Genomic DNA, 18064 nt, shown 5'->3' with positions numbered 1-18064 from the left:
ATTATTTTTTAGTAGGTTCAGAGGTAGTATGCTCAGTCTTAGTTTGCTTCAACTGATAGGCAAGAACTTTATCGATGAGTTCCTCTTTGGTCAAATGATGAAACACCGTTTGGATTTTTGATTTTAATTCGGAAGAGACCTCCCGATTGGGTTTGGTTTTGAATACCTTTTTAGCCCATAATAAGGCATTGTTTTCTTCAAGACTTTGAGAATCTGCTTTTGGAATTTCATGGAACTTTATTCCTAATTCACTTTCAAAGTTAGCCACTTCCACGACTTCATCTTCCTGTAACACCGTAAATGATAGTCCTTCTGCTCCTGCTCTGGCAGTACGCCCGCTCCTGTGAACATAGGCTTCGTAGGTATCTGGTAAGTGGTAATTGACTACAAAGGATACCGCTTTTACATCAATACCCCGAGCGGCGAGATCGGTAGCGACCAAAATATCAATATGCCCCTCTCTAAACTGACCTAAAATACGATCCCTTATCCCCTGCGTAAGACTGCCGTGTATGGCTCCCGATGAAAATTTATTGATGGCCAGCTTTTTCGCCAGTTTATTGACTGCCGCTTTAGTCTTACAAAAGATAATACCTCTCTCCCCGGCTCTGATGTTTAAAAAATGCAGTAACACCTCCAACTTCTCTATGGGTTCCACTACCACGTAGTGATGTTTAATACCCTGATGACCTAGGGTAGACATCTCTGCACTGATCTGGAGTACATCCGACGACATCGAATTTTGAACGACCTGCTTTAGGTTTCCCGGAAGCGTAGCTGTAAACAGGAATGTTCTTCTCGTTTTAGGCAGAATTTTAAGGATTGAATCCACTTCTGTCTTCAGAGCACTTAACATTTCATCGGCTTCATCTAACACCAGATGTGTAATATGACTCAAATCTATAGCTTCTCGTTTTACGACATCCAATAAGCGGCCTGGTGTAGCTACAATAAGAACGGGAGCCTGTTTTAACGCTTCTATTTGAGGTTTTAGGGGTGTTCCGCCAGTTAGACAGACCATATGGAGTGGATCGGAATACCGAGCAAATGCGAGCAGCTGCTCATGAATCTGCTGAGCAAGTTCTCTGGTGGGAGCCAGTATAAGCACCTGCATCTCAGAAGTTTTTAACCTGAGTAAGTGAAGTAAAGGTAAACCATACGCCGCTGTTTTCCCTGTTCCCGTTTTGGATAAAACCACGAGATCTTCGGTTTGATGTAAAATACCGGGTATGGTTTTCTTCTGAACGGCTGTAGGTATGCTGATCTGTAGGTCCGCTAAACTTTTTAGTAAGGACTCATTTATATTTAATTCTGAAAACTGTTTTGACATGGGGAAATTTTTGCAAAGGTAAGGCTTTGCAAGTCTTAAAAAACGTGCTAGACAATTATGAATTCTACTGGGCGCCAGCTCTTCATTCTCAGGTTTCGAATAACTGTGTAATCGTATAATTAAGTCTTCATAATTATACGATCAGAGTAAAATAATACTGAATTCAACAATTACAATGCCTGATTAAAATAATACAGGCCTTTGCAGTTTATAGCCTTGATTCCTGTTTCCAAAAGTCCTGTCCCTAAACCAATAAATTACTCAATACTTAGTACTTGATACTGACTGCTCACTAAACATTAAACCTGAAATTCATGACATCGCCGTCTTTTACGATATATTCTTTGCCTTCCACATTCAGTTTTCCGGCATCCCGCACTTTAGCTTCACTGCCGTAATGAACGAAATCCTCATATTTAATCACTTCTGCACGAATAAAGCCACGCTCAAAATCCGTATGAATCACACCTGCTGCCTGCGGAGCCGTAGCACCCACTCTCACGGTCCAGGCCCTTACTTCTTTTTTACCGGCTGTAAAATAGGTTTGCTGATTTAGCAATCTGTAAGCCGAACGAATCAATTTCCCAGCGCCGGCTTCTTCCAGACCAATATCTTCAAGAAACATTTTCCGCTCTTCATAATCATCCAGCTCAGCGATATCGGCTTCAATGCCAACAGCAAGTACCAGAACCTCGGCGTTTTCGTCCTTTACAGCCTCTTTTACCCGATTCACATGCGCATTGCCGGACACTGCGGAACCTTCGTCCACATTGCAGACATACATTACAGGTTTGTCGGTAATCAGCTGCATCGGCTTAACAAAATCAGTTCTGTCCTCCTCAGCAATCGTTAGCGCACGTACGGAAGTTCCGCTTTCCAATCCGGCTTTCAAAGCTTCCAAAACTGCAAATTCACGTTGCGCCTCCTTGTTGCCGGTTTTGGCGGCACGCCTGGTTTTTTCCATTTTTTTCTCAACCGATTCCAGGTCTTTAAGCTGCAATTCGATATCGATGGTTTCTTTATCCCGTATCGGGTCTATATTCCCATCCACATGAACCACATTATCATCGTCAAAACAGCGCAAAACATGCAAAATTGCATCGGTTTCCCGTATGTTTCCAAGAAATTGGTTGCCAAGTCCCTCGCCTTTACTTGCTCCTTTTACAAGGCCGGCAATATCCACAATCTCCACAGTTGCAGGCACCACGCGCTCAGGATTTACAAGGGATTCCAGCATCTCAAGACGTGGATCCGGCACATTCACCACCCCGATATTGGGCTCTATCGTACAAAATGGAAAGTTCGCACTCTGCGCCTTGGCATTGGAGAGTGAGTTAAATAAAGTCGATTTTCCTACGTTCGGTAAGCCTACAATTCCTGCTTTCATATCAAGTATTCTTCAATTTTTTCAAGCTGCAAAGCTAAGGTTTTTTGAGCATACTACATTCGATTTGCAATTGGCAAATTCAGGATTATTTTTTCTTTTGATTTTGATACTGATAATCTTCAAGATACATACCGGTTAGCTTGAAGTACGGCGTTCATTTGTTTCTCCGTCCGGGCGGTAAAGGTTTTGACTGAAGGCTTTAAGGTGAATTGTAAGTTTGAATAATTTCAGTTCGTAGAAAATTTCTTCTTTGCGTACTCTGCACATTCTTAGATTGCTTTGCGTGAAATCAAAACCTTCTAAAAGCTGTTGACGGTCAAATTCAAGTGAATCCTGTTTCAATTAATTTCAAATTCTTTCAGTTCATCAAACGATCATAAAAATTTTGATCTGGTGCTAATTTGGTGCAATTTTACATCAAATTTTTAATTATGAGCAGACAGAGCATTTCACTTACAGAACCCAACGACGACTGGTTAAAAAATCAAGTAGAAAGTAAAGAATACTCTAGCAAAAGTGAACTCATCAACGACTTGATTCGCCAAGCCAGAAATCAGCAAGTTCAAGTGAATTGGATTCAGGCTTAGCTTGAAAAAGCTGAAAATAGCGGATTTACCAATGCTTCTAAGTCACAAATATTAGCAGAATCTAAGTCTTCGCTCAATGGCTAATTATAAATTAAGCCGTGTTGCGAAAGATGATTTGATAAGAATTCATCAGTTTGGTGTCCAAAAATTTGGATTGATTCAAGCTGATAAATATTTTGATTCTTTCTTTGAGTATTTTGAGATAATTTCTAAACAACCCTTTTCATTTGAATCTGTTGTCTTCATCAAGAAAGGATACAGATGCTTCGTCTGTGGATCTGATAGTATCTACTATAGAATAAATGATGATACTGTTGAGATAATGACTATCATTGGCAAGCAAGATTTGAGTAATATTTTATAATTCCTTGCTTTAAAACAAACCCACAAACAGTTCAGAATTTTTGTCACTTTTTGTTTTGCCTTTCTCGTCCTTGCCTACTTTCACTTCTATTATATGGTTCAAACTTGTGGTGTAGGCCTGTGAAAGCCGTTCTCTACGCATTTTCCAGACTCTGCCCAAATCCTGACTCCCCAGGCGCACGGCACCTGTACCATAGACGCCGTTTAATCTGTCGATCTTCTGCATCAGTTCTTTGTGCTTGGGGTTTTCTGCCGTAAAAAACGCCAGTTGCCTTTGGTCTTCAGGCACCAGACCCATCACGATGACGCCCGCTTTTTTATAGTAGTAATCGGGATGATAAATCTTCTTAAGTCCTTCTACGGCAAACTTGACGAGATCTATACTGGAATTGGTCGGATAGCCCGTTTGCACCACAATACTGTTTTGATGCTGCGGTAAATCCTGCCGGAATTTGTTGGTTTTTAAAAACACGTACACCATCTGGCAGCAACTCCCCTGCCGTCTCAGTTTCTCTGCCGATTTGATCGCAAAACTACTTACCCGCTCTCGCACATAATCAAAATCCTTGTACTGTTTATCAAAAGAACGCGTGGTCGCGATGGCTTTTTTATGGGCAGGCGTTTCCAGCTCCAGCGTCCGTTGGCCCTGCAGTTCTCTTTTGAGTCGCAGACCGACGACGCTCATCTGCTTTCTCACCCAGTCGTCGGGAAGTTCAGAAAAGCTATAGGCCGTGTGGATGTTGTGTTTTTTGAGACGCAGGGCATGCTGACGACCAATGCCCCAGACATCCTCTATTTTCAACCATTTCAAGGCTTTTATTCGGGCAGCATCATCTTTCATGATAAAGACACCCTTGGTGTGTTCCGGAAACTTCTTGGCAATGCGATTGGCTATTTTGCTCAAGGCTTTTGTAGGCGCCAGGCCAATGCTTATGGGAATACCTGTTGATTTTTCGACCACATGCTTCATCTTCTCACAATACGCCTGCATGTCGTAATTCCCGAAACCTGTAAACTCCAAAAACGACTCATCGATGCTATAAATTTCGATGTCTGGTGTAAAAGTTGACAAAATATTCATGACTCTGGCGCTCATATCTCCGTACAGGGCATAATTGGAAGAAAACACCTGGACCTTGTGCTGCCTGAATAGCTTTTCAAACTTGTGCGTAGGTGCTCCCATAGGTATTCCCAAAGCCTTGGCTTCATTGCTTCGGGCAATCACACAGCCGTCGTTGTTGGATAGAATCACCACAGGCTTGTCGCGAAGACCGGGATTAAAAACCCGCTCACAGGACGCATAGAAATTATTGCAGTCTACCAGAGCAAACATCAGTCTACTTTTTTGATAACAGTAGTCACCACTCCCCAGATGATAAATTCATTATCATCACTAACTTGTATGGGTGGATAGTCTTTGTTCTCCGGCATAAGCCAGATATTATCTTTTTCCTTTTTGATGCGCTTAACGGTAAACTCCCCATCGATAAAACACACGGCAATCTTTTTGTTTTCGGGCTCCAGGCTCCTGTCAATAATCAGTAAATCGCCATCCCGAAGCCCTGCACCCAGCATACTGCTCCCACGAACCCGAGCGTAAAAAGTGGAATTGGGGTTTTTGATAAACTCTCTGTTCAGATCGATTTTAATGTCCAGGAAATCATCGGCAGGACTGGGAAACCCCGCACTAATACCTTGGTTTACAAATGGCAAATCCAGACTTTTGGATAAGTCCGGAGAATAGATTTCCAAGGCGCGATGTGCCTGATGAACCAAATGCAGCATAGTATTTTTTCTACAAATTTAGGATATATTCCATAATTATGGAATATATCCTAGTTAATTAACATTCGTAGAATTGATGTTTCACTAAAGGTGAATTTGTGTGCGAGACCTAGACGGGCCCGGACTGCACGTCCTTGAAGGATAGGCAAGTTCAGAAGAAAATAAAACACGCCCTATAGCATAGGTTAGTCCGCATTAGTATCCAAAATGCATCGACTTCGCTCGCGCATATCTTCCAGATCATGGCTGTCTTCAAACGAATCTTCAGCAACTTTCAGAATCATTTCTGCATGCTTTTTTACTGCCTTTTTGTGAACCTTGTGAGAGGTATACTCGTGTATTTTGATCATGGCTTCCATAAGTCTTATCACAACAGCAGGACTGCCTTTGGAAAACTGCCTGATCTGCAAAAACGCCGCATCCAGCATGCTCTGATAGGTTAAGGGTTCAAACACATACCGGAGCTCATCATCGGCATCAAATTTATATTTGGATGGAAATTTGACGCGAGTGAGGTAACATAAGGTAGACGTAAGATTATCGATACAGGCAATAGCGGTAAAAGGATCGTTTATACCGGGAGATAAAGCGCGGCAGGCGATCTCCACCATTTGATGAATGGAATGTTCTGCATCCTGCTGAGTCGTTCTGGAATTCCCCAGGACATAATGACTTTCAAAATTTATAGAGGATTCATCCGTGAATTCATTTTTGGAATGAATGCTGATAATAGGCTCATCCTTTACGATGTAACTGCCTATTCTGTGATGCGAAACGATTAAATACGCGTGTTCCTTGGCTACTTCGAAAAGAGATATGTTTTGAAGGTACTGTAAATAACCGCTTTTAGGAGATTTTAGAGTTTTGGAATGTGGAAAATCCTTTAAATAATGGTCCAGGCTTTTCGTGTTTTTATCAAGAGACGAATCTTCCTCTTTAAGTTCTTCAGAAAAAATTATCTCTATGTTTTCCATTAAGCTCACAGAAATATCGGAGACCACATTATCTGCCTGTATGCTCATTGATATCGAGTGTATGAAAATAATCAGCAGAATAATGTTTCCAATAGCTGCTATAATAGCCAGTAAAATGGATAAAGACGGAATAAACACCTGAACCTCATTGCCTTTCACAACATTTAAAACGATGAGACAGTAGGCATAGGTGGATACATAAGTTCCTAAAACCACCTGATTAAGGCGCTCGTGCATGAAGTTTTTTAGGAGGCGCGGACCAAACTGTGAAGAAGCAAGGGTTAAAGCAACAAGTGTAATGGAAAATACTGTACCTGCCACGCCAATCATAGCAGCAGAAATAGTGGATAAAATACTTCTTGCAGAATCTGCACTTTCGGTAAGGATATAACTCAGGTATTTGATTGACCGGACGTTAACAGTTCTGTCTATATAAATCAGAAAAGTTGCTAATCCAATAGAAAAGACAATGATGAGTATAGGCACAAACCAAAAACTGCCTTTGAGTTCCTGCCATAAAAACTTTATTTTCCCCATAACCTCTGTTTAGAATTTAAATGTAAACTTTTTGCTGCGTTTATGCCTCTGGTCTTTTTAGATTCCATAAAATTTAAAATGCCTCTTAACAACATCAGCATTCATTTAAAAGAAAACATACTCCTCGAAGAGGTGTATTCGTTCTGGGTATTGCTAAATTCAGCCTGGTTTATGGATGCTTTGGTCAATATGGGATTTTGAGACCATCCTCCTGCCGATAAATCTCAAACCCAGTGGCTTATTTCATAAACGGAATCTGAACATAAAACATGGCCAGGACTTTTGTTCTGGCCATGTTCTTACAAGTGATGTATCTTTTAGTAAAACAACAAGAGATCTCCTGCGTTTTTTTTAGAATTCAGCTTAACAGGCTTGAGGTGTAGAAGATTTGGATTCAAAGCTTTAAGCCTTAATCGTGACGATAAATTTTTGCTCCAATCGCTTTTAGGCGACCATCGATATTTTCGTATCCCCTGTCAATCTGTTCAATATTATGAATCGTAGATGTTCCTTTGGCCGATAAGGCGGCAATCAGCAGTGAAATACCAGCGCGTATGTCCGGACTTGTCATCGTGGTGGCTTTCAGCTCAGATTCAAAATCATGACCTATAACCGTAGCCCTGTGAGGATCGCAAAGAATGATTTTTGCGCCCATGTCAATGAGTTTATCTACAAAGAAAAGTCTGCTTTCAAACATCTTTTGATGAATCAAGACACTTCCTCTGGCCTGGGTAGCGACCACCAGCATAATACTGAGTAAATCTGGTGTAAACCCAGGCCATGGTGCATCGCTGATGTTCATGATCGACCCATCAATAAAACTAGCCACTTCATAACCATCGGTGTGCGCAGGGATATAAATATCATCTCCCTTCTGCTCGATTTGAATTCCCAGCTTTCTAAAGGTTACCGGAATAATTCCCAGATTATCCCAGCTTACATTTTTGATGGTAATTTCACTTTTGGTCATAGCCGCAAGCCCAATCCAGGAACCGATTTCGATCATATCCGGCAGTACCCGGTGTGTACAGCCGGTAAGTTCTTTTACGCCCTCAATCTTCAAAAGATTAGAACTAATGCCTTCAATTTTCGCTCCCATAGAGACCAGCATTTTCGACAACTGCTGTATGTAAGGTTCACAGGCAGCATTGTAAATTGTAGTTTTTCCTTCAGCAAGAACCGCAGCCATCAAAATATTTGCAGTTCCGGTTACGGAAGCTTCTTCCAGAAGCATATCTGTTCCCTTCAATCCTTCAGGGGCTTCTACACCATAAAAACGCTCTTCTTTGTTGTAGCGAAAATTGGCGCCAAGTTTTATAAATCCGCCAAAGTGGGTATCCAGGCGTCGTCTGCCGATTTTATCTCCGCCCGGTCGCGGAATATAGCCTTTGCCAAAACGGCCTAGAAGTGGTCCGACGATCATAATTGAACCTCTGAGACTACTTCCCTCCTCTTTAAATTTCTGACTTTCAAGGTAGTCCAGGTTGAGCTCATCCGATTTAAAAGAAAAGCTTCCTTTGCCTAGCTTTTGAATTTTAACGCCAAGATTCCCTAAAATTTCAATCAGTTTATTGACATCAAGAATATCCGGGACATTATGAATTATTATTTCATCGGGGGTTAATAAAACGGCACAAAGAATTTGTAAAGCTTCGTTTTTTGCGCCCTGGGGCTGGATTTCACCTTTGAGTTGGTGACCTCCTTCTATTTGGAAAGTTGCCATTTAGTATTTGCGTTTGCGATTGCGGTTGCTACCTTTAAAACTTTTCTTTTGAGGTTTTGAATATTTTTTGACCTGACGGACTAAAGAATTAGCATCGCTTAATTCTTCTGTATCGGCTTTCAAATCCAATTTACCATCACTCAAATCTCTCAAGTGATCAAATATGATTTTATCTGAAACGGAGTCTTTATTCCAGTTCAAATAGCATTTTTTCATGTGATTAGCGATATTGAACATCAGTCCTTCTTTCAGTTCATCATCTTCAATTTTAATAGCCTCATCAATCATGCGCTTGATGTTATTGCCATAAAACCTGTATTTTGGAAAGTTTTGCGGATAGGCCAAAGGCTCTGGTCTCGCATAAAGTTCATCTGGAGATGGTTTTGGGAATGGAGAGTCTACATCCAATTCAAAATTACTAATGATGAACAGCTGATCCCATAATTTATGTTGAAAGTCAGGAACATCTCTTAAGTGAGGGTTCATGTTTCCCATGACATCTACTATGCCTTTAGCTGTATTGTTTCTTTTTTCGTCATCCTCAATGGTTTTGGCATACTCTACCATTTTCTGGATATGTCTGCCGTATTCAGGAATCTTTAATTCGTTTCTTTCAGAATTGTACTCGAGATAGGTTATCAATGTTCTTTGTTTTTATAAGGATTGCAAAATAAGCATTTAATTTTACTCTGGTTACAGAGAAATCACATTATCAACTTCTTCACCTACCTGCTTGTATTTTTCTATAACAATATCTGGTGATTTTAGTGTGACATTAATAGAAACGCTGGTATATTTGCCTTTTGAAGATTTTTTAGTTGAAATAACAGCTCCAAGATTGTCAAAAATTGAGATAAGGTGATCTAAATTTTTTGGATCCGAAGAAGGGACAATAAATTTATATAGGTATGGAGCTGGCCAGTCGCTCGTCTTTTTAAGTCTTTCGCGCAGCGTTTTATAAAATTCATCTGAAGATTTATCGGACTTCATTCTCAATAGTTTTATGCAAATATACTGTTATTACCTATTTTTATAAATTCTTGTAGCATTAATCTATGACCAAATTAAAACCAGTCAAAAATTTACTTATTGGAGGCCCTAGCACAGGGAAATCGACTGTTTTGGAAGCTTTATCTGACAGAGGGTATTGGTGTTTTCCCGAAATTTCTCGAGAAGTTACTCTCGAAGCAAGGCAACTTGGGATTGAACATCTGTTTTTGGATGAGCCCTTGAAGTTTAGCGAAATGCTTTTAAAAGGAAGGATCAAACAATTTGAAGAAGCTGAAACATTGAGTACCGGTCAGGTTTTTATTGACCGGGGCATTCCGGATGTTACGGCCTATATGACTCACTTTCAGGAAGCCTATCCAGTCGAATTTAAAAATGCCAACGAAAATTACAGATACGATAATGTGTTTCTTTTCCCTATATGGAATGACATTTACACCCAGGACAACGAACGCTTCGAAGATTTGGAGCTTGCGAGGAATCTGCAGGCGGCTTTGGTAAAAACCTATCGAGATCTGAATTATGAACTTATAGAAGTGCCAAAATCAGGGATTCAGGAGCGCATCGAATTCATTTTGAAACGCATACAACAAAAATGACACCCACTCCCCTAGACATACTCGAAACCTACTGGGGATATGAACGTTTTAAGCCTTCACAGGAACTCGCTATCACTTCTGTTTTAGCGGGAAAAGATACCTGTGTGTTTCTGCCTACCGGAGGCGGGAAATCGCTTTGTTTTCAAATCCCTGCACTGGCAGAACCGGGAATCTGTATTGTGGTTTCACCCCTGGTAGCCCTCATGCAGGATCAGGTAGAAAATCTTAAGTCCAGAGGAATCAAAGCCCAATTGCTGAAAAGCGGCATGCCTTATAAAGAAATCGATCAAAAGCTGGACAATTGTGTGTACGGCAATTACAAGTTCCTGTATTTATCTCCGGAACGGCTACAGCAGGATTTGGTGCAGCAGCGTATCGCCAAAATGAATGTGAATTTTATAGCTGTAGACGAAGCCCACTGTATTTCGCAATGGGGGCACGATTTTCGCCCGGCCTACCGTGAAATTTCAATTCTTAAAGAATTACATCCGCAGGTACCCATCATAGCCTTAACGGCCACAGCAACCTCTCAGGTTAAAAAAGACATTGTTGATGAACTTGGACTGAAAGCTCCAAGTATTGTTGAAAAAAGTTTTGAACGGACAAACATTTCTTTCCTGAATGTGTTTTCGAATGATAAAATGAATGACCTGTTTAGCATGCTAAATAAATCGAAACCAAGCAGTATTGTGTATGTTCGAAACCGCTCTGCCTCTATGGAATTGTCCGATTTTCTAAACAAGAAAGGTTTAAAATCTACGTTCTTTCATGGCGGCATTACCCAGGCAGAAAAGCAGAAGCGACTGGCCTCTTGGCTGGCTGAGGAACACCACATCATGATTGCCACCAATGCTTTTGGCATGGGAATCGACAAAGCCAGTGTCAGGCAGGTGATTCACTACCATTTGCCTGAAAGTATGGAAAGCTATTACCAGGAAGCGGGAAGAGCCGGAAGAGATGGTTTACCTGCCGAAGCGACTATTTTATATAATGAAAGCGATAAACAGCGCTTGAATAACCAGTTTGTGAAAACGATACCTAGCTTCGAAGCCGTTCAGGTGGTTTACAAAGCTTTGATGAGCAACTTCAGGGTGGCTTATGGTGAAGGAGAGAATAAAACCTTTGATTTCAACTTTCACGAATTTTGTCTGCGCTATAAGCTGCATACCATTTTGACCTACAATACACTGAATCTTTTAGATCGGCTAAGTGTGATTAGTTTAGATAAATCTTTTCAGAAGAAAACCAAACTGAAGTTTTTGGTATCAAGCGAGCAGCTTATTCACTTTATTGACGCTCATACACAGTATGCTCTCTTGGTAAGAACCTTACTGAGAACCTATGGAGGAGTTTTCGAGCAGGAACTGACGGTCAATACTCAACTCCTTAAGAAGAAGACAGGATTTAATGATGCTGAAGTTTATTCTCAACTGGAAGCCCTGGAAAAACACGGCTTACTTTCGGCAGAATTCATTAAGCAAGATCTGAGCATAACCTTGATACCGCCGCGTGAAGATAAGTACACCTTAAATCCACTTCGGAAATATATAGTTCAATACCAGGAAAATAAGCTTCAAAAAGCTGAAACCGTGTTGAAATATATCGATGAAGTTAGCATGTGTCTGCAAAGGTTTATTCTGTCGTACTTTGGCGAGAAAGACTTCGGTGTCTGTGGAACCTGCAGCAATTGCCTCAAGGCTAAAGCAAAAGCTACAAAGGAGCCGGATTCTAAGCATTATAAAAACATAGAGCTATTTATCCTGAAGACCTTAAATCAGTCTGAATCAAATTCAAAGGAAATTATTCAAAAAAGCGATTTTCCTAAAGCTGCTGTTCTTGAAAGCCTGCAACAGCTTTTGGAAAAAGGAAAAATTAAACTGACTTCCAAAAATACTTATATAAAAAAATGAAAATGAAGGAATTACGTATACTTTTTATGGGAACTCCCGAGTTTGCTGTTGGGATTTTAGACCCTTTGGTAAGGGCTGAAGCCAATGTTGTTGGTGTGGTTACTGCGCCGGACAAGCCTGCAGGGCGCGGAAAAAAGCTGCATTCTTCTGCTGTAAAGCAGTATGCGGAACAACAAAATCTAGAAGTTTTACAACCTGTCAACTTAAAATCTAGTGAATTTCAAGCAGATTTAAAACGCCTGGCCCCCAACTTGATTGTGGTGGTCGCGTTTAGAATGCTGCCCAAAGCGGTGTGGGATTTCCCCGACTACGGAACCTTTAACCTTCACGCCTCCTTACTGCCCCAGTACCGGGGTGCGGCCCCTATCAACTGGGCCATCATCAATGGCGAAAAAGAAACCGGGGTCACGACCTTCTTTATCGATGAAGAAATCGACACCGGTAAAATTATTGATTCCAGGTCTTTGCCCATAGAGGCTGAAGATGATGTGGAGAGCCTTCACGATAAACTTATGGCCCTGGGAGCTGAACTGGTCCTTGATACCGTCAGGTCTATTGAGAAAGGACAAGTTCAAGCTAAATCACAACCACAGGAAAACGCTTTGAGGTCTGCGCCGAAACTCACCAAAGAAAACACGAAAATAAACTGGAATCAGTCCGCAGAAAAGATCGTCGACTTTGTGAGGGGGCTCACTCCTTTCCCTACGGCCTGGACACAGCTTGATATTGATGGGAAGGTTTTGAAAGTAAAAGTATATAAAGTTGCTGCTAAACCTGAAAATCATGATAAAGCGATTGGTTCTTCTTTTTATAATAAAGAAGAAAAAAACATTTCTGTGGCTGTGAAAAACGGTTACGTTCAAATCCATGAACTTCAATTACCGGGTAAGAAAAGGATGCCATCTCAGGCCCTGGTGAATGGTCTGGGATGGGAAAAGACGTATAAATTTCTTTGATATCTGAGTTTTAAAACTGACATTTATATAAAATTTGAGCTCAAACACCTGTTTTTTGCCTATTCTACAAGGATTTTATCGGTATTTTCTTGCACAGTAATATTTTCCATATAAATTTGTAAGTGTTAATAAAATGTTTAATCAACAAACTCTAAATTTTACATTATGAACAAAACGAATTTAATTGATGCCATGGCAGAAGATGCTGGTGTAACTAAAGCAGAAGCTAAAAAAGCATTGGAGTCTTTTCTAGAAAACGTAGAAGGCGCTCTTAAAAAAGGAGATCGCGTTTCTTTGGTTGGATTTGGATCTTGGTCTGTATCTAAAAGAGCTGCACGTGAAGGTAGAAATCCTCAAACAGGTAAAACTATCAAGATTGCTGCTAAAAATGTAGTGAAATTCAAAGCTGGATCTGACTTGCAAAAAGCAGTTAACTAAGCTTAAATTTTTACATTGTTAAGAAACTAAAGACCTTTTACCAAAAGGTCTTTTTTTATTTTCTTTTTTTAATATTTTTAGTTAAATTGTTAAATCTAAACCGCTAACTATGGAAAGACTACAGCCAAATCGAGGTGATGTGTTAATATCTGAACCTTCTACGATTGGAGATTTAACGTTTAACCGATCGGTTATACTTTTAGCACATTTAGATGCTGATGGTGCTGTTGGTTTTATCATCAACAAACCTTTGGACTTTAATCTTGAGGAACTGATCCCTGAGATTAGCGAACATTTTAAACTTTTCAACGGAGGCCCTGTGGAACAGGAAAACCTTTATTTTATCCATGATGTTCCTCACCTCGTTAAAGACAGTATTGAAATAAAAGGCGGTATATACTGGGGTGGTTCGTTTGAACGCATAGTCCATTTGATCAATACCAAGCAAATCACAAGCGAGAACATTAAGTTTTTTCTTGGATACTCCGGATGGGATGCTTCGCAACTAGCCTCTGAAATCGATCTGAATACATGGATTATAGACTCGAATACCAAATCAAATGATATTCTCAATTCCTTAAAAGACGGACAGTACTGGCAGCAGAAAATGAAAAAACTTGGCGGTGAATATCTTTTATGGTCTAATGCACCAGAAAATCCCAATAACAATTAAACTTCCGCCAGCCTGGCCTTTGCATTAAGCTTACCTATTAAGCTTTTAGCCACGGTTTGAACAAATGTCTTCTTTCTGTATTTACTGATGGACTGGATGCCCTGTATAGCGTTTGTGTAGAAAATTTCATCCGCTTTCTGCAATTCAAACGGAGAAATCGACTCTTGTTTCAAATTATAGTCTTCCGCCTTTTCTAAAATCTCTATCAGTTGTTTCCGGATAATACCATTCAGACAACCATCCGATAAAGGTGGTGTTTTGATGTCTTTACCCTTGACAACAAAAATATTACCATTGGTCACTTCCAGAACAGATTTCTTTTCATTGATCAGAAAACAATTGTCAAAGTCATTTTCTTTCGCATAAATACCTGCCAGGATATTGACCAGCTTATTATTGGATTTGATCGTGGAAAGCATTCCGGAGAGGATATAATGATCTTTGAACAACTCTACTTCATAAGCTTTATCATTCAATGTGAAAAACGCATTATCCAAAACTTTGGTGGAAATGATATAGCCCACAGCGTTATCTTCAGGCGTATAAAACCCGCCTTCGTTTCTGTGAATATTTATTTTTACGCGAACTGAAGCTTTTTCTAAGTCGTTGGCTTGTATAAGCTCAATAATTTTTTCTTCCAAATATTCCGGAGAAAACTCCATTGGAATTTGCATTCTTAAAATCCTCATGGAGGACATCAATCTAAAATAATGAGACTCCCAAAACATGATTTTGGAGTTGATGACTCTTAAGGTTTCAAAGAGTCCATCTCCATAAGTATACCCTCTGTTATTGAGGCTTAGAGAAGAATTTTCAACAGATTGTATTTCACCGTTTATAAAAACGTTCATAGAGAAATTGTATTTATGAGGAACCTAAAATTTGCTTTAAATCTGAAACTGTATTTTCCCATAGCATTTTCCCTTCGTCTAGTTCGTCTTCTTCAGCAAAATCAGTAATCATGAGAGAAACATCTTTGGTGATTTCGTCGACCTGAATCTTCATCTCAAAATAATAATTCAGACCCTCTTCCTCATCTGCTGTCCATCTCAGTTTTATTCGATCGTCTGTTTTTTTGGAAAGTAACTTAGCCTGTTCCTCACTACCTTCCCAAATAAAGGTAAAAAGCTCGCCTCTGGAGTTCACATTATCAGCAAACCATTCACTTAAACCTGAAGGAGTTGAAATGTATTGATACAATAAAGATGGAGAGGCTTGTATTGGAAATTCTAATTCATATTTGACTTTATCACTCATCTTAATCAATTTTAGATTGAAAAGCAATATATGGATAATTGGGTGAAGAATAAAAATTTTAATTGAAATTATTCTATAAACAAATTTGCGAAAGCAAAAGATAATATTATCTTTGCAAACCTTTAAAAAGGCGTGGTAGCTCAGTTGGTTAGAGCGTCGGATTCATAACCCGGAGGTCACGAGTTCAACTCTCGTCCACGCTACAAAAAAACCCTGCATATTGCAGGGTTTTTTATGTTTTAAATTCGGGTAAAAGTCCTGGTCAGGTATCCTTTTTAAAGCTGTTAACTATACTAAGCTCTGCGTAGGTAGAATTATTGACCTGCTTTTTTCTTAATAGCTTTCTTTTTCTGCTTTTTTTCTGCTTTCTCTTTAGCCAGTTGTTTGTCACGCTTGGCTTTTGCTTTAATGTCTCTGTTGAAGTGAACTCCATCGCCATGCATGTCGGCCAGATGTACCTGATCTTCACTTTTACTTGCATCTTCCCAGGGCTTAATATGTTTTTTATCCTCTAAACTCATAACTCTTTTTGTTTAAATATAGAGATTATCTCATTTTACACTCTATAATAAAGCGTTAAAAGGGTAAAAACTAAGAATTCGATAGTTTATTTATCAAGTTTTCAATCGAATACGATTCCTGCTCCCCAGTTTTCATGGTTTTCAAATTGTAGACTTCAGACTGCATTTCGCTTCCGCCGGCTAAAACTACATAGGGAATATTTCTCCGGTCTGCATAAGTCATTTGCTTTTTCATTTTAGCAGGATCTGGATATAATTCGGCAGAAATTGAAGAGGCTCTCAATTTTGAGACCGCCTTCAATGCATATAAAGCCTCATCTTCTCCAAAGTTGATGAACAGGACCTTGGTGGTTTCCTTTATTTCCTGTGGAAATAATCCCAACTCTTCAAGCACCAGGTAAATTCTGTCCAAACCAAAGGAAATACCCACGCCACTCATGTTTTTCAGACCGAAGATACCGGTCAGGTCATCGTACCTTCCACCACCGCCTATGGATCCCATTTTAACAGCTTCTGGAGCCGCTATTTCAAAAATAGCGCCTGTGTAGTAATTGAGCCCCCGAGCAAGGGTAACGTCCAGGTCTAGTGTTGCCGTTTGTAAAGGTAATTCCTGTAAAACCTTTTGAATAAACTCCAGTTCCTCTATTCCTTTTTGGCCAACTTCAGAATTGGACAACAAAGATTTTAAAAGTTCTATTTTCGATCCGAAATCACCTTCAAAATTGAAGATAGGTTTGATGTTTTCGATAGCAGACTGAGAAATCCCTTTTTCCAGCATTTCTTTTTTGACGCCCTCCTCTCCTATTTTGTCCAGTTTATCCAAAGCCACTGTAAAGTCGATGAGTCTATCGCTTTCACCAATCACTTCAGCAAGACCCGAAAGAATTTTTCTGTTATTCATTTTGATGCAAACCCCCTCGAGTTTCAAGCTGGAAAAAACGACATCGTATAACTGGATAAACTCCACTTCCTGCCACAAACTATCACTGCCAATAACGTCTGCATCGCATTGTGTAAATTCTCTGAATCTCCCTTTTTGAGGTCTGTCGGCTCTGTAGACATTCTGCACCTGGTAGCGTTTAAACGGGAAATCAATTTCGTTTTGATGCTGAACCACATACCTGGCAAAGGGTACGGTAAGATCGTACTTCAGTGCTTTTTCTGAAATGGAGGATGATAGTTTCAGGCTGTCTTTTTCATCATAAACCCCGGAGTCCACTTTTTTCAGAAAATCTCCAGAATTTAAAATTTTAAAAATCAGCCGATCGCCTTCATCGCCATATTTACCCATCAGGGTATCCGAGTTTTCAAAGCTTGGGGTTTCTATAGGCTGAAAACCAAAGTCTTTAAAATGCTTTTGAATCGTGGATGTGATATAGTGTCGCTTACTGACTTCCAGTGGTGAAAAATCTCTCGTTCCCTTGGGTATTGACGCTTTGCTTGCCATGCTGAATATTAAAATTTAATAACGCTAAAATAAATTTACTTTTCTACCATCGCATTAAAATACTGATAAAGTTTGCCTTTGGTGATGTGAGCGCCTTGTTTTATAAGGGCGAAAATATCTTTATTTCTGTCTTCGCTCAGGGCTTTTTGGGACGTATAGATCTGTATGTCCTCATTCAGTAAATTATCTCTTAGCCATTGAAAGCCTTCTTTGGTATTGATATCAACCGCTTCATTTTCTATTTTGATTCCGATCAGATTGATATATTGATCAGTAAATTCAAATAAAAACAGCTGTTGTGGAGAAAAATGCTCAAGATAATTCACCTTATTAAGGACACCCTCCCAGACGAGATCGCTAAAGACATCGAGTTCATCTTCTGCTACCTGTGGCTTATGGGTTTTTATGTCTTCCCATTCTTCCTTTGTGATAGACTGGCTTGCCAAAAAATTGATAAATTCCTTGTGCATTTCTTTGAGCTGTTCCTGTGTAAGTCTTTCGTATTTCATAGTTGCAAAAATAAAAAAAGATCGGCAGAAGCTCTACCCATCTTAGCATTGAAATTGATA

The 18064-nt window shown here is 39.8% G+C and carries 22 protein-coding genes and 1 tRNA gene; 9 read left to right on the top strand and 14 right to left on the bottom strand.

Features of this window, described 5'->3' with window-relative positions; genetic code table 11:
- Position 1: 1 nt before the first annotated feature.
- From G3567_RS09365 to G3567_RS09355, 3 genes are all read right to left on the bottom strand, one after another.
- Positions 2-1330: a DEAD/DEAH box helicase gene (locus G3567_RS09365; RefSeq protein ID WP_164005060.1), complete on the bottom strand. Its 1329-nt coding sequence runs from the start codon at positions 1328-1330 to the stop codon at positions 2-4.
- A 292-nt stretch (positions 1331-1622) separates the two neighbouring features.
- Positions 1623-2717, bottom strand: a complete 1095-nt coding sequence (gene ychF / locus G3567_RS09360) for a redox-regulated ATPase YchF (protein ID WP_164005059.1) — start codon at positions 2715-2717, stop codon at positions 1623-1625.
- 135 nt (positions 2718-2852) lie between these two features.
- Complete coding sequence (locus G3567_RS09355) at positions 2853-3059, bottom strand: hypothetical protein (protein WP_164005058.1); 207 nt, start codon at positions 3057-3059, stop codon at positions 2853-2855.
- Between the two features lie 89 nt (positions 3060-3148).
- Between G3567_RS09355 and G3567_RS09350 the strand changes: the two genes are divergently transcribed.
- Together G3567_RS09350 and G3567_RS09345 are read left to right on the top strand one after the other, a co-directional pair.
- Positions 3149-3304: a ribbon-helix-helix domain-containing protein gene (locus tag G3567_RS09350; protein WP_235923540.1), complete on the top strand. Its 156-nt coding sequence runs from the start codon at positions 3149-3151 to the stop codon at positions 3302-3304.
- Positions 3305-3380: 76 nt separating this feature from the next.
- Positions 3381-3668, top strand: coding sequence for a type II toxin-antitoxin system RelE/ParE family toxin (locus G3567_RS09345; RefSeq protein ID WP_164005057.1), 288 nt, complete (start codon positions 3381-3383; stop codon positions 3666-3668).
- A gap of 9 nt (positions 3669-3677) precedes the next feature.
- Here the strand turns inward: G3567_RS09345 and G3567_RS09340 are convergent, their stop codons facing one another.
- From G3567_RS09340 to G3567_RS09330, 3 genes are all read right to left on the bottom strand, one after another.
- Positions 3678-5000: a Y-family DNA polymerase gene (locus G3567_RS09340; protein ID WP_164005056.1), complete on the bottom strand. Its 1323-nt coding sequence runs from the start codon at positions 4998-5000 to the stop codon at positions 3678-3680.
- Positions 5000-5452 carry a LexA family protein gene (locus G3567_RS09335; RefSeq protein WP_164005055.1) on the bottom strand — a complete coding sequence of 151 codons (453 nt, stop codon included), beginning with the start codon at positions 5450-5452 and terminating at the stop codon, positions 5000-5002. Before G3567_RS09335 ends, G3567_RS09340 begins: the two co-directional genes overlap by 1 nt.
- Before the next feature lie 185 nt (positions 5453-5637).
- Positions 5638-6963 (bottom strand): DUF2254 domain-containing protein, encoded by a 1326-nt coding sequence (locus G3567_RS09330; RefSeq protein ID WP_164005054.1) that lies wholly within the window; start codon positions 6961-6963, stop codon positions 5638-5640.
- Between the two features lie 78 nt (positions 6964-7041).
- Between G3567_RS09330 and G3567_RS13570 the strand changes: the two genes are divergently transcribed.
- Positions 7042-7164, top strand: a complete 123-nt coding sequence (locus G3567_RS13570) for a hypothetical protein (RefSeq protein ID WP_262887119.1) — start codon at positions 7042-7044, stop codon at positions 7162-7164.
- A 208-nt stretch (positions 7165-7372) separates the two neighbouring features.
- Here G3567_RS13570 and murA read toward each other — a convergent pair whose 3' ends face one another.
- The 3 genes from murA to G3567_RS09315 are packed head-to-tail and all read right to left on the bottom strand — an operon-like array spanning position 7373 to position 9676.
- Entirely contained in the window at positions 7373-8686 is a 1314-nt protein-coding gene (gene murA, locus G3567_RS09325) for a UDP-N-acetylglucosamine 1-carboxyvinyltransferase (protein WP_164005053.1), read from the bottom strand.
- Positions 8687-9328, bottom strand: coding sequence for a DUF4290 domain-containing protein (locus tag G3567_RS09320; protein ID WP_164005052.1), 642 nt, complete (start codon positions 9326-9328; stop codon positions 8687-8689).
- Between the two features lie 51 nt (positions 9329-9379).
- Positions 9380-9676 carry a DUF493 family protein gene (locus G3567_RS09315; protein WP_164005051.1) on the bottom strand — a complete coding sequence of 99 codons (297 nt, stop codon included), beginning with the start codon at positions 9674-9676 and terminating at the stop codon, positions 9380-9382.
- A gap of 65 nt (positions 9677-9741) precedes the next feature.
- On the opposite strand from G3567_RS09315, the gene G3567_RS09310 reads away from it, so the two are divergent.
- From G3567_RS09310 to G3567_RS09290, 5 genes are all read left to right on the top strand, one after another.
- Positions 9742-10293, top strand: a complete 552-nt coding sequence (locus tag G3567_RS09310) for an AAA family ATPase (protein ID WP_164005050.1) — start codon at positions 9742-9744, stop codon at positions 10291-10293.
- Positions 10290-12203 (top strand): RecQ family ATP-dependent DNA helicase, encoded by a 1914-nt coding sequence (locus G3567_RS09305; protein WP_164005049.1) that lies wholly within the window; start codon positions 10290-10292, stop codon positions 12201-12203. The genes G3567_RS09310 and G3567_RS09305 overlap by 4 nt, the downstream gene beginning before the upstream one ends.
- Positions 12204-12205: 2 nt before the next feature.
- Positions 12206-13159 (top strand): methionyl-tRNA formyltransferase, encoded by a 954-nt coding sequence (gene fmt, locus G3567_RS09300; RefSeq protein ID WP_235923538.1) that lies wholly within the window; start codon positions 12206-12208, stop codon positions 13157-13159.
- A gap of 165 nt (positions 13160-13324) precedes the next feature.
- On the top strand, positions 13325-13597 hold the full coding sequence (locus tag G3567_RS09295; protein WP_003438613.1) for an HU family DNA-binding protein: 273 nt from the start codon (positions 13325-13327) through the stop codon (positions 13595-13597).
- Positions 13598-13706: 109 nt separating this feature from the next.
- Complete coding sequence (locus tag G3567_RS09290; RefSeq protein ID WP_164005048.1) at positions 13707-14270, top strand: YqgE/AlgH family protein; 564 nt, start codon at positions 13707-13709, stop codon at positions 14268-14270.
- Here the strand turns inward: G3567_RS09290 and G3567_RS09285 are convergent.
- Both G3567_RS09285 and G3567_RS09280 read right to left on the bottom strand, forming a co-directional pair.
- Positions 14267-15121, bottom strand: coding sequence for an aminotransferase class IV (locus G3567_RS09285; RefSeq protein WP_164005047.1), 855 nt, complete (start codon positions 15119-15121; stop codon positions 14267-14269). The genes G3567_RS09290 and G3567_RS09285 overlap by 4 nt on opposite strands.
- 13 nt (positions 15122-15134) lie before the next feature.
- The gene (locus G3567_RS09280; protein ID WP_164005046.1) at positions 15135-15527 is read right to left on the bottom strand and encodes an START-like domain-containing protein; all 393 of its coding nucleotides are present in this window, start codon (positions 15525-15527) and stop codon (positions 15135-15137) included.
- A gap of 129 nt (positions 15528-15656) precedes the next feature.
- Between G3567_RS09280 and G3567_RS09275 the strand changes: the two genes are divergently transcribed.
- Positions 15657-15730 (top strand) — tRNA-Met (locus tag G3567_RS09275).
- A gap of 111 nt (positions 15731-15841) precedes the next feature.
- Here the strand turns inward: G3567_RS09275 and G3567_RS09270 are convergent.
- The 3 genes from G3567_RS09270 to G3567_RS09260 all read right to left on the bottom strand — a co-directional run bounded on the left by G3567_RS09270 (position 15842) and on the right by G3567_RS09260 (position 18004).
- The gene (locus G3567_RS09270) at positions 15842-16048 is read right to left on the bottom strand and encodes a hypothetical protein (RefSeq protein WP_164005045.1); all 207 of its coding nucleotides are present in this window, start codon (positions 16046-16048) and stop codon (positions 15842-15844) included.
- 70 nt (positions 16049-16118) lie between these two features.
- The gene (gene hisS, locus G3567_RS09265) at positions 16119-17495 is read right to left on the bottom strand and encodes a histidine--tRNA ligase (RefSeq protein WP_164005044.1); all 1377 of its coding nucleotides are present in this window, start codon (positions 17493-17495) and stop codon (positions 16119-16121) included.
- 35 nt (positions 17496-17530) lie between these two features.
- The gene (locus G3567_RS09260) at positions 17531-18004 is read right to left on the bottom strand and encodes a DUF6495 family protein (protein WP_164005043.1); all 474 of its coding nucleotides are present in this window, start codon (positions 18002-18004) and stop codon (positions 17531-17533) included.
- Between the last annotated feature and the right edge of the window lie 60 nt (positions 18005-18064).

Origin of the sequence: Psychroflexus aurantiacus (assembly GCF_010820555.1) — a bacterium.
In the GTDB taxonomy this organism is placed as follows: Bacteria; Bacteroidota; Bacteroidia; order Flavobacteriales; family Flavobacteriaceae; genus Psychroflexus; species Psychroflexus aurantiacus.
The sequence above is the reverse complement of the archived record's forward strand: the minus strand, read 5'-3'. Positions and strand labels throughout refer to the sequence as shown.